Below are 12,935 nucleotides of genomic sequence, written 5' to 3' on the forward strand. Positions count from 1 at the left end.
ACGCGGCGCCTCGTGCCTGCCCGGGCTCAGGCGCTCTCGCGCCGCACGATCTCGCCCACCACGTGCTCGATCCGGGCCTCGTCGTGGCTCAGGGCGATGTCCGCGGCGGTCTCCCCGATCTGCTCCAGGGGGAAGCGCACGGTGGTCAGCCCGGGGGAGAAGTCCCGCAGGTTGGGGATGTCGTCGAAGCCGGCCACCCACAGGTCGTCCGGCACGGCCAGCCCGGCGTGCCGGAAGCCCGCGATCGCGCCCAGCGCCATGACGTCGTTGCCGACCACGGCCGTGAGCCCGCGCACGGTGTCGGACCCGAGCCGGTCCACCAGTTCCCGCGCGGCCTCGTAGCCGCCCTGGCTGTTGAAGTGCTGCACGACCTCGGCCTCCGCCGCCAGTCCGGCCCGCTCGAGGGCCGAGCGGAAGCCCGCCCGGCGCTCGGCCGCGCTGGTCAGCTCCTCGGGGCCGCCCAGGAAGGCGAAGCGGGTCCGGCCGGCCCCGATCAGCATGTCCGTCAGGTCGGCGCCGGCGCCGCGGTTGTCGATGGTGACCGACCCGGCGCCCTCGAGCCAGGCCTGGCCGATGGTCACCACCCGGCCCCCGTTCTTCTGGTAGCGGGTGAGCTCGGCGAGCAGCCGCGGGTCGATCTCCCGGCGGCGGGAACCGGCCATGATGATCGCGTCGGTGCGGTGGGCCGCGAAGGCCGCGACGGCGTCGAGCTGGTCGGTGCCGTCGGTGGCCGCCAGCAGCAGCTGGTGCCGGTCGGTGCGGGCCCGGCGCTGCACACCCTTGGCGATCGAGGAGAAGTAGGGGTCGGCGATGTCGTGGACCACGAGCCCGACCAGCCCGGTGGTGGACCGCGCCAGCGCCTGCGCCTGGGCGTTGGCCACGTAGCCGAGGGTCTCCGCGGCGTCCCGGACGCGCTCGGCGATGTGCTCGGCCGGCCGGCGGTCCGATCCGTTGAGCACCCGGGACGCCGTGGCCAGGGACACCCCGGCCTGCCTGGCCACCTGGGAGAGGGTCACTGCGCTCATGGTCCGGTCCTGCTTCCTGCCCACCGCATCCGGCGGGCGTCTCGTCCCCGCGCGCCGGGGGAGCCCGGCGGCGGAAACGTGTTGACAGTCACACTGAGCCAACCCTAGAGTGGAAAGCGCTTTCCTACAAATTTCCCGAATCCTCTGGAGTTGATGATGTCCGAACCCCGAGTTCTCCGCATCGCCATGAACGGCATCACCGGCCGCATGGGCTACCGCCAGCACCTGCTGCGCTCGATCCTGCCCATCCGGGACCAGGGAGGAGTGACCCTGCCGGACGGCACCCGCGTGACCGTGGAGCCGATCCTCGTGGGCCGCAACGAGGCCAAGGTCGCCGAGCTGGCGCGCCGGCACGGCGTGGAGCACTGGACCACCGATCTCGACGCGGTCATCGAGGACCCGACCGTGGACATCGTCTTCGACGCCTCCATGACCAGCCTCCGGGCCGAGACGCTCAAGAAGGCCATGCGCGCGGGCAAGCACGTCTACACCGAGAAGCCGACCGCCGAGACCCTGGACGAGGCGGTCGAGCTGGCGCGGATCGCCCAGGAGCGCGGCGTCACCGCCGGTGTGGTCCACGACAAGCTCTACCTCCCCGGTCTCGTGAAGCTGCGGCGGCTCGTGGACGAGGGCTTCTTCGGCCGGATCCTGTCCCTGCGCGGCGAGTTCGGGTACTGGGTCTTCGAGGGCGAGCACCAGGAGGCCCAGCGCCCGTCCTGGAACTACCGGCGGGAGGACGGCGGGTCCATGACCGTCGACATGTACTGCCACTGGAACTACGTCCTCGAGGGCATCGTGGGGCCCGTCCGGTCCGTCACCTCGAAGGCCGTGACGCACATCCCCGCGCGCTGGGACGAGCAGGGCCACGAGTACCCGGCCACCGCCGACGACGCCGCCTACGGCGTCTTCGAGCTCGAGACCCCGGACGGCGACCCCGTGGTCGCCCAGATCAACTCCTCCTGGGCCGTGCGCGTGCACCGCGACGAGCTCGTGGAGTTCCAGGTGGACGGCACCCACGGCTCGGCGGTCGCCGGGCTGAACAAGTGCGTGGCCCAGCAGCGGGCCCACACGCCCAAGCCCGTCTGGAACCCGGACCTGCCCGTCACCGAGTCCTTCCGCGACCAGTGGCTGGAGGTGCCGGCCAACGCGGAGCTGGACAACGGGTTCAAGGCGCAGTGGGAGGAGTTCCTGGCCGACGTCGCCGCGGGCCGCGAGCACCGCTTCGGACTGCTCTCCGCCGCGCGCGGGGTGCAGCTGGCCGAGCTGGGCCTGCAGTCCTCGGCCGAGCGCCGCACCATCGACATCCCCGAGATCGTCCTCTCCCCCGCCGAGCGGCGCACCGCCGGGGCCGTCCGGTGAGCGCCGTGCTCCTGCCCGGCGCCGGCGGGTCCCGCACCGAGCACGTGCTCGCCGGACCGGGGAACTGGACCCGGCCGCAGGCGCCCCTCACCGCGCGCAAGGCCTACGCCGCCGCGCACGTGGTGCCGCTGGCGCTCGGGGACAACACCCCCGGGGCGCCGGCGCAGCTCGACTGGGACGCGACCCTGGGCTTCCGCCACGACATCTGGTCCTACGGACTGGGCGTCGCCGACGCCATGGACACCGCCCAGCGCGGGATGGGCCTGGACTGGCCGGCCACCCAGCAGCTGATCCGGCGCTCGACCGCCGAGGCCTCGGCGGCACTGGCCACCGGCAACCCCGCCCTGGAGGGCAGGACCGTCCGCGACCTCATCGCGTGCGGGGCGGGCACGGACCAGCTCGACCCGGCGGGCGTCGCGGCCGGCGAGACCGGGCTGCGCGCCGTGGTCGAGGCATACCGGGAGCAGGTCGAGGTGGTCGAGGGCGCCGGGGCGAAGGTCGTCCTGATGGCGTCCCGCGCACTGGTGCGGGCCGCGCGGGACGCCGACGACTACCTGCGGGTCTACTCCCAGCTGCTGGGCGAGGCCCGGCACCCGGTGGTCCTGCACTGGCTCGGGACGATGTTCGACCCGGCGCTGACCGGTTACTGGGGCAGCGACGCGGTGGAGACGGCCACGGAGACCTTCCTCGAGCTCATCCGGTCCCACCCGGGCAAGGTCGACGGCGTGAAGGTGTCCCTCCTGGACGCCGCGCACGAGACCCGGCTGCGGGCGGCGCTGCCGGAGGGGGTCCGCCTCTACACCGGCGACGACTTCAACTACCCCGAGCTCATCGACGGCGACGGCACCCGGCACTCCGACGCGCTGCTGGGCATCTTCGCGGGCATCTACCCGGCGGCGTCCACCGCGCTCCAGGCCTACGACGCCGGGGAGCCCGGCCGGGCGCGGGCGATCCTCGACGCCACGGAGGAGCTGGGGCGCCACGTCTTCAGCGCCCCGACCTTCTACTACAAGTGCGGCATCGCGTTCCTGTCGTGGCTCAACGGCAGCCAGCCCGGCTTCCAGATGGTCGGCGGGCTGCACTCGGGCCGTTCCGTGCCGCACCTGGTCGAGGTGTTCCGGCGGGCCGACCGGGCCGGGCTGCTGCTCGACCCCGAGCTCGCCGCGCGGCGGATGACCACCTTCCTGGACGGAGCGGGCCTCGGCGCGCCGGTCCTCGCGCCGGTCCTCGTGCCGGCCGGCAGCACCGGAGGTGCGGCATGAGCGCGGACTTCCAGCTGTCGCTGAACACGGGCACCACCCGCGGCCTGACCCTGCAGCAGGCCGTGGACGCCACCGCCCGGGCCGGGCTGGGGCACATCGGCGTGTGGCGCGACCGCGTGGCCGAGGCCGGGCTCGAGAACGCGGCCCGGATCATCTCGCGGGCCGGTCTGCAGGTCTCCAGCCTGTGCCGCGGCGGCTTCCTCACGGCGGCCGACGAGGCCGGGCAGCGGGCCGCGCTCGAGAGCAACCGGGACGCGATCCGGGAGGCCCAGGTCCTGGGCACGAGCGAGCTGATCATGGTCGTCGGCGGCCTGCCCGCCGCCGCCCACGTCCTGGGCGGCGAGGGCGACCGCGGCGACAAGGACGTGGTGGCGGCCCGCGAGCGCGTGGCCGAACGGCTCGCCGAGCTCGTCCCCTTCGCCCGGGAGCACGGCGTGCGCCTCGTGCTCGAGGCGCTCCACCCCATGTACGCGGCGGACCGGGCCGTGCTGTCCACCCTCGGGCAGGCCCTGGACCTCGCGGCCCCGCACCCGGTGGACGCCGTGGGCGTGGTGGTGGACACCTTCCACGTCTGGTGGGACCCCGGGCTGGAGGTCCAGATCGCCCGGGCCGGGGCGGAGGGCCGGCTGGCGTCCTACCAGGTCTGCGACTTCAACCTGCCGATCGCCTCCGACGCGCTGCTCTCCCGCGGGATGATGGGGGACGGGGTGATCGACTTCGGCACGATCGGTCGCTGGGTCGCCGCCGCCGGCTACACGGGCCCGGTCGAGGTCGAGATCTTCAACCAGGAGATCTTCGACCAGGACCCGGACCTCGTGCTCGCCGTGATGAAGGAGCGCTGGGAGTCCATCGTGCTGCCGTCCCTGACCGACGCACCCGCTGCCGCGACCGCCTGACGTGGGTCCGCACGAGCTCGGCGACCGCCCCCGGGTGGTCGTGGCCCCGGACAAGTTCAAGGGGTCGCTGACGGCGGCCGAGGCCGCCGCCGTGCTCGCTGCCGGGGTGCGCCGGCACCGGCCCGGGGCCCGGATCCGCTCCGTGCCCCTGGCCGACGGGGGCGAGGGCACGGTCGACGCCGCGGTGGCCGCCGGGGCGCGGCTGCGCCGCACCCTCGTCCGGGGCGCCGTGGAGGGCCGGGTGCGGGCGCGCTGGGCGGTGCTCACGGCGCCCTCCGGCGCCCCCACCGCGGTGATCGAATCCGCCCAGGCGAGCGGTCTGGACCAGGTGCGCCCGAGTCCGGCGACGGCCCGCGCGGCGCACAGCTACGGCTGCGGCCAGCTGATCCGGGCGGCGCTGGACGCCGGGGCGACCGACGTCGTCGTCGGCCTCGGCGGCTCGGCGATGACGGACGGGGGCTCGGGCGCCCTGCGGGCGCTCGGCCTGGAGGTCCTCGACGACGACGGCGCCCCCGTCCCCCTGGGCGGGGAGGGACTGCTGTCCGCCGCCCGCCTGGACGCCTCCGCCCTGGACCCGAGGCTGCGCGCGGTGCGGCTGCGGCTGGCCGTGGACGTGCAGAACCCGCTGCACGGCCCCGACGGGGCCGCGCACGTCTTCGCCGCGCAGAAGGGCGCCGACCGTGCCGCCCGGCGCGAGCTGGACGCCGCGCTCCGGCGGTGGGCCGGGCTGCTGGCCGATCTCGAGGGCGCCCGTCCGTTCCTGCTCCCGGGGGCCGGCGCCGCCGGCGGCTTCCCGGCCGGCTTCCTGGCCCTGACCCCGGCGACGCTCGAGCGCGGCTTCGACCTCGTGTCCGCCCTCGTGGGGCTCGAGGAGCAGCTCGAGGACGCGGACCTGCTCGTCGTCGGCGAGGGGTCGTTGGACCTCCAGTCGCTGCAGGGCAAGGCGCCGCTCGCCGCGGCCGCCCTCGCCGCGGCCCGGGGCGTGCCCGTCGTGGCCGTGGCCGGGAGACTGGCCCTGTCCGCGGAGCAGCTGCGCGGCGCGGGGGTCCTGGCGGCGGCCTCGCTCGTGGGCGTCGCCCCCTCCGTCCGGGCGGCCCAGGACGAGGCGGAGCGCTACGGCCCGCCGGCGACGGTGGAGGCGCTGCGCCTCCTGGCCGGCTCACCGTCCGCCGCCCGGGGGCGCGCCGTCCCCGCGGTCGGGACCTGAACCACCGTAGATTTGTGGTTGACGTCACACCGGTCGGCCACTAGCCTGGACGCAACGCAGCTCTGGAAAACGCTTTCCCACTCGTTCCGAGGAGATACCGATGACATCGAGTCACATCCACGCTGGACCGCACCGGGGGCCCCGGGCGCGGACGGTCCGGGAGGTGCTCCCGGCATGAGCGTCGTGGAGGAGATCACCCGGAAGGGCCTGCCCGAGGGGCAGACCCCGGCGAAGAGGTCCCGGGGCAGGACCCGGGCCGAGCGGCGGGACAACAGGGCCGCGGCGGTCTTCCTGGCGCCCTGGATCGTGGGACTGGTGGTCATCACCCTCGGCCCCATGCTGATGTCCCTCTACCTCTCGTTCACCGACTACAACCTCATGCGGGCGCCCGACTGGATCGGGACGGAGAACTTCTCCCGCATGCTGGCGGACGAGCGGCTGCACAACTCGCTGAAGGTGACCTTCACGTACGTGTTCGTCGGGGTGCCCCTGCAGCTCATGCTGGCCCTGGCGATCGCCATGGTCCTCGACCGGGGACTGCGGGGCCTCGCGTTCTACCGCTCCGTCTTCTACCTGCCGTCGCTGCTCGGCTCCTCGGTGGCCATCGCCATCCTCTGGAAGCAGCTCTTCGGCACCACCGGGCTGGTCAACCAGCTCCTGGCCCTCGTCGGCATCGAGGGCATCGGCTGGATCGCGGACCCCCGGACCGCGCTCGGCAGCATCATCCTGCTGCACGTGTGGACCTTCGGGGCGCCGATGATCATCTTCCTCGCCGGGCTGCGCCAGATCCCCACCATGTACTACGAGGCGGCCTCCATCGACGGCGCCGGCCGGATCACGCAGTTCCTCCGGATCACGCTGCCGCTGCTGAGCCCCATCATCTTCTTCAACCTGGTGCTGCAGATCATCCAGGCGTTCCAGTCCTTCACGCAGGCGTTCATCGTCTCCGGCGGCCGAGGAGGCCCGTCCGACTCGACGATGTTCTTCACGCTCTACCTGTACCAGACGGGCTTCGGCCGCTTCGACATGGGCTACGCCGCGGCCATGGCCTGGCTGCTGCTCGTCATCATCGGGGCGTTCACCGCTCTCAACTTCATCGCGTCTAAGTATTGGGTGTTCTACGATGACTAACTCGACAATCGCCTACGACCCCGCCGCGGCGCTCGAGCAGAGCTCCGGCCCGGCGCCCGCCGGGGCCTCGGAGCCGGCCCCGAAGCGGGGACCCGGCCCGCGGGCGCGGATCCGCTCCCTGCTCAAGCACCTGGCGCTGATCCTCACCGGCGGCGTGATGATCTACCCGCTGCTGTGGATGGTGGCCAGCTCCCTGCGCCCCGACGACATCATCTTCCGCGAACCCGGGATCCTGCTGCAGACGCTCGAGACCGCGAACTACTCGGACGGCTGGAGCGCCCTGTCCAGCCCGTTCAGCGTGTACCTGTTCAACTCCGCGGTGGTGGTGCTCGGGTGCATCGTCGGCAACCTGGTCTCCTGCTCCATGGCGGCCTACGCGTTCGCCCGGCTGGAGTTCCGCTTCAAGAAGCCGGCCTTCGCCCTCATGCTCCTCACGATCATGCTGCCGTTCCACGTGGTGATCGTGCCGCAGTACATCATGTTCTCCCAGATCGGGTGGGTGAACACCTTCTGGCCCCTGATCGTGCCGAAGCTGCTCGCCACCGACGCGTTCTTCGTGTTCCTCATGGTCCAGTTCATCCGCGGCATCCCCAAGGACATGGACGAGGCGGCGCGGATCGACGGTGCCGGGCACGCCCGGATCTTCGGGCAGATCATCCTGCCGATGATGGTCCCGGCCCTGGCCACCACCACGATCTTCACGTTCATCTGGACCTGGAACGACTTCTTCAGCGCCCTGATCTACCTGACCGACCCGAACATGTTCACCGTCCCCGTGGCGCTGCGGGCCTTCGTGGACGCCTCCGGGGAGTCCTCGTGGGGTTCCCTGTTCGCGATGTCGATCGTGTCCCTGCTGCCGGTGTTCATCGCCTTCCTCGTGGGACAGAAGTTCCTCGTCAAGGGCATCGCCACCACGGGCATCAAGTAACGGGCGGCGGCCCCGGTGTCCCCGGCCCGCCCGGGCCGGGGACACCGGTGCCGCCCCACCCACCGCACACCCACCCCCCCAGAACCAGGAGCCATCGATGGACAGCGCAGAGCACAGCGGCACGGACGGCACGGTACGGCCGGGGAGGCGGACCCGGTACGTCCTGGTCGGCGCCGGCAACCGGTGCGAGATGTACCTCCGCTCCCTGCTGGAGGACCACTCCGACGTCGCCGAGCTGGTGGCGGTGGGCGACACCAACCCCGGGCGGGCCGAGCACTACCGCCGGCTGGCCGAGGAGACCTCGGGCGTCCGGATCGGCGTCCTGGACCCCGCGGAGCTCTCCCGGACGATCCGCGAGCAGGCGATCGATCGGGTCATCATCACCACCCCGGACTTCACCCACGAAGACTACATCTGCGAGACGCTGCGCGCCGGGGCCGACGCCGTCGTCGAGAAGCCCCTGACCGTGGACGCGGAGGGATGCCGCCGCATCCGCGCGGCCGTCGAGGAGACCGGCCGCCACGTGGTCGTGACCTTCAACTACCGGTACTCCCCGCGCAACACCGCGCTCAAGGACGTGGTCGCGTCCGGCCGGATCGGCACCGTCACCTCCGTGGACTTCAGCTGGATGCTCGACACCGTCCACGGCGCCGACTACTTCCGCCGCTGGCACCGGCAGAAGGAGAACTCCGGCGGGCTGCTGGTGCACAAGTCCTCCCACCACTTCGACCTCGTCAACTGGTGGCTGGCCGACGCCCCGGAGCGGGTCTTCGCCTCGGGCGGGCTGCGGTTCTACGGCCGGGAGAACGCCGAGGCCCGGGCGCGCACGGGCGCCCCGGGACGGGACGTCGAAGGCGGCGACCCCTTCGCCCTGGACCTGCGCACCGACGAGCGCCTGACCCGGCTCTACCTGGACCACCAGCACCACGACGGGTATCGCCGGGACCAGGACGTGTTCTCCGACGGGATCAGCATCGAGGACAACCTGGCGCTCGTGGTCGACTACGCCCGCGGCGCCACCCTCTCCTACTCCCTCAACGCGCACTCCCCGTGGGAGGGGTACCGGGTGGCCGTCAACGGCACCGGGGGCCGGGCCGAGCTGGAGGTCGTCGAACGGGCGGCCGTGCTGCCCGCGAGCGGCGGCTCCCCGGTGGACCCCTCGGTCACGGTGGGTCCCCACCGGGGCGGAGCCCGCCGCCGCGGCGAGCGCCTGACCGTCCAGCGCCACTGGGGCGCCGCGGAGGAGGTGGTCATCAGCAACGGGGCCGGCAGCCACGGGGGCGGTGACCGCCTGCTGCTGGCGGACGTCTTCCGCGGCCCCGGCGAGGACCCGTACGGCCGGCCCTCCGGCTACCGGGACGGCGTGGCGGCCGTCGCCGTGGGCATCGCCGGCAACCGGTCCCTCGAGACCGGGCTGCCCGTCCGGATCGCCGAGCTGGACCTGGGCGCGGCGGCCGGGGCGCACCGGAGCGAGGTCCCGGCATGAGCCGCGTCCTCGTCACCGGCGGCGCGGGCCGGCTCGGCCGCAGCATGGTCGCCGGGCTCGCGGAGGCCGGCTACGACGTCGTCAGCGTCGACCGGTCCACGCCCGACGGTGCCCGTCCCGCCGACTCCGGTCCCCCCGGTACCCGCGCCGCCGTGGAGCACCGCGGCGCCGACCTCACCGACCCGGACGCCACGCACGCACTGATGCGCGCCACCCGCCCGGACGCCGTGATCAACCTGGCGGCCATCGCCGTCCCGTTCAGCGCCCCCGAGCACGTCATCCTGCGGACCAACGCGGTGATCGCGCACAACGTGGCCGGCGCGGCGACCGAGGCCGGGGCGCGGCGGATCGTCATGGCCAGCAGCCCCACCGTGCTGGGCTACGGCTCCCCGGCGGGCTGGCTGCCGCCCGCGCTCCCGCTGACCGAGGAGAGCCCGCCCCGGCCGTGGCACGCCTACGGGCTGTCCAAGCACGTGGCGGAGCAGGTAGCGCAGATGTTCGCCGCGGCCCGGGGCGAACGCGTGCGCTACGCGTCCTTCCGCCCCTGCTACGTGATCGCCCCCGAGGAGTGGGAGGGCGCCCCGACCCAGCAGGGCCACACCGTGCGGGAGCGGCTCGACGACCCCGCGCTCGCGGCGCCGGCGCTGTTCAACTACGTGGACGCCCGCGACGTCACGTCCTTCCTGGGGGCGCTGCTCGAGGGGATGGGCGCGATCCGCAACGGCGACACCTTCCTCGTGGGCGCCGCCGACGCCCTGGCCCGGCGCCCGCTCGCCGAGCTCGTCCCCGAGTTCGTCCCCGGGAGCGAGGAGCTCGCGGCGGGGCTGACCGGCACGGCCCCCGCCTTCAGCATCGACAAGGCCCGCCGGGTCCTGGGCTGGGAGCCGGCGCGCAGCTGGCGCACCGAGCTCCGGGAGGAGACCGTGGCCGCCGCGGCCGGGGAGCCCGCGGGCGCCGGCCGGCACGGGAAGGGCACCGCGTGAGCATCGCCGCCCTGCACACGGAGCTCATCACGGCCCGGCTGCTGCGCGACTGGGGGCCGGAGGCACCGCAGAACCACCTCGTGGCCGTCACGGTCGTGGCCGACGACGGCGCCACCGGGACCGGCTTCTCCTGGACCCCGACCATCGGGGCGACGGCCGTGAAAGCACTCCTCGACGACGACCTCGCGGGCTTCGTGCGCGGCCGGACCGAGCACCCCGAGGCCCTCTGGGACGACGCCTGGAAGCACCTGCACGAGGGAGGCGCCGGTCTGACCGGCGTCGCGCTCGCGGGCGTGGACCTCGCGCTGTGGGACCTCCGGGCGCGGCGGGCCGGGGTCTCGATCACCGCGCTGCTGGGCCGGCGGCAGGAGAGCGTGGCCGTCTACGGCTCCGGCGTGAACCTGCACTACTCCCTGGACGAGCTGCAGGACCAGGTGCGCCGGTGGGTCGCCGCCGGCCTCGGCGCGGTCAAGATCAAGGTGGGCAGGCCCGACCTGCGCGAGGACGTGGAGCGGGTGGCCGCCGTCCGGGAGCTGCTCGGGCCGGACCGCGGGCTCATGATCGACGCCAACCAGCGGTGGGACCTGCCGACGGCGCGCCGGGCCCTGGATGCCCTGGCCGAGTTCGGACCGTCGTGGCTGGAGGAGCCGCTGCGCGCGGACGACCTCGAGGGCTACCGGCAGCTGCGCCGGTTCAGCCGGGTCCCCATCGCGCTGGGGGAGAACCTGCACAACATCTACCGCTTCCGGGACTTCATCACGGCCGGCGCGGTGGACGTCGTCCAGCCGAACATCGTCCGGGTGGGCGGCATCACGCCGTTCCGGCGGATCGTGGAGCTCGCGCGCGCGCACAGCGTGGGGGTCGCCCCGCACCTGCTGCCGGACCTCTCCGGGCAGCTGGCCCTGACCTTCGCCGAGCCCACCACGGTGGAGGTCGTGGAGGACGCCGGGTTCGCGGACCTCGGCATCCTCACCGGACCGTCCCCGGTCGTGGTGACGGGCTCGCGGCTGGACACCCGGGACCTGCCCGGACTCGGCCTCGGGCTGCGGCAGCAGCTGCTGCCCGTAGGGCCCGGGCTCACGGTCTGACGGCGGCGACGAACGCCGGGAGCGCTGCGGCGCAGGTGGGGACCGGTCAGGCCTCGACGCTCTCCTCCACCGTGTGCACGGCGTGGGAGTGCGGGGCGCCCAGCCGGTCGAGCAGGGCCAGCGCCGCCGGTAGCTCACCGGCGGCGCGCAGGGCCATCAGGGCGTCCCGGTCCCGCCACGTGGTCTGGATCCGCCACGCACCGCCCTGACCGCGGAGCAGCTCCGAGCGGACGAGGCCGTCGGGCCTCGGGCCGGCGACCATCCGCCGGAACCCCTCGATCAGGTCCTGCTCGCGCTCCGGCTCGATCGTCGTGTCTGTCGTCGTCACGACCGCTGCGCTCATGTGAGTTCTCGTTCCTCCGTGGACGTGGCCAGGGCCTGTCCTGCGAATCCATGGACCAGCTTCGGCAGTTCCTTGCGCGTCCATTCTGTGCTGATCACACAGCGTCGGGGAAGTCTCGGCTCCAGAGCGCGCGGACACGCGATGAGGTGTGCATGAACTCATCCTTGCCGATTGCCGTCGGGACCACCGCCTTGTGGAGGAAGCGGCGCTGGTGGAAGTCCTGGTACCGCATCGTTCGGTATGACGCGCGCTTCGCGGACCGGCACGCGGAACTCGATGTCGACCTGAACGCCGTTCTGCAAGGAGCCCGCTTCCCCGTGGACTGCTGGTGCACGCTGAACGGCGCCGAGGATGCGTGCCCGCCCGCGGGCATCGGACCATGGGTGGACTACCCCTACGGCCGGCCCCTCGAGGAGACGCGATAAGGCGCTCGATATCGACTCCGCTGCGAGCCACACGGTTCCTGCAGCCCGTCAAGGGGACAGGTACGGCCATCGCCGAGAGAAGCGCAGTCGGCGCCGGAGTTTTCAGCGGTGATCGAGCAGGACCGTGTCCACCGCAGGCAGTGGACTGGAACGTCAGGTGCCGAAGCCTTCCGCGGGGACCTCCACGCGGACCGGCCAGCGGCCGGTGACCTGGTGGAAATCAATGGCCCGCAGCAAGGGTGACATGTCGTACGCACTGACGTTGATGCTGAACTTCACGCCGTGCACGGATTTGACCGTCAGAAACTGCTGGCCTCGCAACACCCCCGAGCTGTAGTCGACGATGTCGCAATAGGCAATGACGTGTTCGGTGCCGAGCACGCTGCGGAAGGCCACTTCAAAGTCCCGGGCAGCCACGTAGAAGTTGCGGTACATCGCCACGAAGGCCATCCCGCCCAGGAAGATCGCCACCGAGGCGATGCGGGCGCCCAGGGGTGCGCCGGGGGTGAAGAAGGACACCAGCCCCATGAGCAGCCCCACGCACACACACAGCCAGCCGAAGATCGGCAGCACCTTGGGCATCCGCACCCGCTCCGGGTACTCCTTGGCCCGGTTAGGGTGCTTGCGCGCCCACCAGGCCACCGCGGCAATCGACACGGTGATGAACGCCGTCATGAGCAGCTCGAGGATCAACGCAAGCGACATGCACCCAGCCTACGGCTCACTTCACGTTTGCTAACTCATGGCGGGCGGTGCATTGCTCCGTCCTGTGCAACCTGCGGCGACATGCCGACGTGATTCG

Annotated in this window: 13 protein-coding genes; 10 read left to right on the plus strand and 3 right to left on the minus strand. The window is 72.8% G+C overall.

The window, feature by feature from the left end:
* Window positions 1-26: 26 nt before the first annotated feature.
* Window positions 27-1,025 (minus strand): LacI family DNA-binding transcriptional regulator, encoded by a 999-nt coding sequence (locus ACYVM4_RS01790; protein ID WP_460667455.1) that lies wholly within the window; start codon window positions 1,023-1,025, stop codon window positions 27-29.
* A gap of 156 nt (window positions 1,026-1,181) precedes the next feature.
* On the opposite strand from ACYVM4_RS01790, the gene ACYVM4_RS01795 reads away from it, so the two are divergent.
* From ACYVM4_RS01795 to ACYVM4_RS01835, 9 genes are all read left to right on the plus strand, one after another.
* Entirely contained in the window at window positions 1,182-2,384 is a 1,203-nt protein-coding gene (locus tag ACYVM4_RS01795; protein WP_368823287.1) for a Gfo/Idh/MocA family protein, read from the plus strand.
* Window positions 2,381-3,646, plus strand: a complete 1,266-nt coding sequence (locus ACYVM4_RS01800; RefSeq protein WP_460667456.1) for a dihydrodipicolinate synthase family protein — start codon at window positions 2,381-2,383, stop codon at window positions 3,644-3,646. The genes ACYVM4_RS01795 and ACYVM4_RS01800 overlap by 4 nt, the downstream gene beginning before the upstream one ends.
* The gene (locus ACYVM4_RS01805; RefSeq protein ID WP_460667457.1) at window positions 3,643-4,542 is read left to right on the plus strand and encodes a sugar phosphate isomerase/epimerase family protein; all 900 of its coding nucleotides are present in this window, start codon (window positions 3,643-3,645) and stop codon (window positions 4,540-4,542) included. The genes ACYVM4_RS01800 and ACYVM4_RS01805 overlap by 4 nt, the downstream gene beginning before the upstream one ends.
* A 1-nt stretch (window position 4,543) precedes the next feature.
* Complete coding sequence (locus ACYVM4_RS01810) at window positions 4,544-5,749, plus strand: glycerate kinase (protein WP_460667458.1); 1,206 nt, start codon at window positions 4,544-4,546, stop codon at window positions 5,747-5,749.
* 174 nt (window positions 5,750-5,923) lie between these two features.
* Entirely contained in the window at window positions 5,924-6,880 is a 957-nt protein-coding gene (locus tag ACYVM4_RS01815) for a carbohydrate ABC transporter permease (protein WP_460667459.1), read from the plus strand.
* Window positions 6,873-7,808, plus strand: coding sequence for a carbohydrate ABC transporter permease (locus ACYVM4_RS01820; protein ID WP_368823276.1), 936 nt, complete (start codon window positions 6,873-6,875; stop codon window positions 7,806-7,808). Before ACYVM4_RS01815 ends, ACYVM4_RS01820 begins: the two co-directional genes overlap by 8 nt.
* 97 nt (window positions 7,809-7,905) lie before the next feature.
* Window positions 7,906-9,294, plus strand: a complete 1,389-nt coding sequence (locus ACYVM4_RS01825; RefSeq protein WP_460667460.1) for a Gfo/Idh/MocA family oxidoreductase — start codon at window positions 7,906-7,908, stop codon at window positions 9,292-9,294.
* The gene (locus tag ACYVM4_RS01830) at window positions 9,291-10,277 is read left to right on the plus strand and encodes an NAD-dependent epimerase/dehydratase family protein (RefSeq protein WP_460667461.1); all 987 of its coding nucleotides are present in this window, start codon (window positions 9,291-9,293) and stop codon (window positions 10,275-10,277) included. The genes ACYVM4_RS01825 and ACYVM4_RS01830 overlap by 4 nt, the downstream gene beginning before the upstream one ends.
* Window positions 10,274-11,365: a mandelate racemase/muconate lactonizing enzyme family protein gene (locus tag ACYVM4_RS01835; protein WP_460667462.1), complete on the plus strand. Its 1,092-nt coding sequence runs from the start codon at window positions 10,274-10,276 to the stop codon at window positions 11,363-11,365. The genes ACYVM4_RS01830 and ACYVM4_RS01835 overlap by 4 nt, the downstream gene beginning before the upstream one ends.
* Window positions 11,366-11,411: 46 nt before the next feature.
* Here ACYVM4_RS01835 and ACYVM4_RS01840 read toward each other — a convergent pair whose 3' ends face one another.
* Complete coding sequence (locus ACYVM4_RS01840) at window positions 11,412-11,708, minus strand: antibiotic biosynthesis monooxygenase (protein WP_460667463.1); 297 nt, start codon at window positions 11,706-11,708, stop codon at window positions 11,412-11,414.
* A 152-nt stretch (window positions 11,709-11,860) separates the two neighbouring features.
* On the opposite strand from ACYVM4_RS01840, the gene ACYVM4_RS01845 reads away from it, so the two are divergent.
* Window positions 11,861-12,133, plus strand: coding sequence for a hypothetical protein (locus ACYVM4_RS01845; protein WP_460667464.1), 273 nt, complete (start codon window positions 11,861-11,863; stop codon window positions 12,131-12,133).
* 153 nt (window positions 12,134-12,286) lie between these two features.
* On the opposite strand, the gene ACYVM4_RS01850 is transcribed toward ACYVM4_RS01845, so the two are convergent.
* Window positions 12,287-12,838, minus strand: a complete 552-nt coding sequence (locus ACYVM4_RS01850; protein WP_460667465.1) for a hypothetical protein — start codon at window positions 12,836-12,838, stop codon at window positions 12,287-12,289.
* Between the last annotated feature and the right edge of the window lie 97 nt (window positions 12,839-12,935).

The organism is Kocuria himachalensis (genome assembly GCF_054784195.1).

Coding starts and splice junctions, on each gene's coding strand:
- ACYVM4_RS01825 (WP_460667460.1), top strand. CDS start 7,906: ATGGACAGCGCAGAGCACAGCGGCACGGACGGCACGGTACGGCCGGGG.
- ACYVM4_RS01830 (WP_460667461.1), top strand. CDS start 9,291: ATGAGCCGCGTCCTCGTCACCGGCGGCGCGGGCCGGCTCGGCCGCAGC.
- ACYVM4_RS01845 (WP_460667464.1), top strand. CDS start 11,861: ATGAACTCATCCTTGCCGATTGCCGTCGGGACCACCGCCTTGTGGAGG.
- ACYVM4_RS01790 (WP_460667455.1), bottom strand. CDS start 1,025: ATGAGCGCAGTGACCCTCTCCCAGGTGGCCAGGCAGGCCGGGGTGTCC.
- ACYVM4_RS01795 (WP_368823287.1), top strand. CDS start 1,182: ATGTCCGAACCCCGAGTTCTCCGCATCGCCATGAACGGCATCACCGGC.
- ACYVM4_RS01840 (WP_460667463.1), bottom strand. CDS start 11,708: ATGAGCGCAGCGGTCGTGACGACGACAGACACGACGATCGAGCCGGAG.
- ACYVM4_RS01820 (WP_368823276.1), top strand. CDS start 6,873: ATGACTAACTCGACAATCGCCTACGACCCCGCCGCGGCGCTCGAGCAG.
- ACYVM4_RS01850 (WP_460667465.1), bottom strand. CDS start 12,838: ATGTCGCTTGCGTTGATCCTCGAGCTGCTCATGACGGCGTTCATCACC.
- ACYVM4_RS01805 (WP_460667457.1), top strand. CDS start 3,643: ATGAGCGCGGACTTCCAGCTGTCGCTGAACACGGGCACCACCCGCGGC.
- ACYVM4_RS01815 (WP_460667459.1), top strand. CDS start 5,924: ATGAGCGTCGTGGAGGAGATCACCCGGAAGGGCCTGCCCGAGGGGCAG.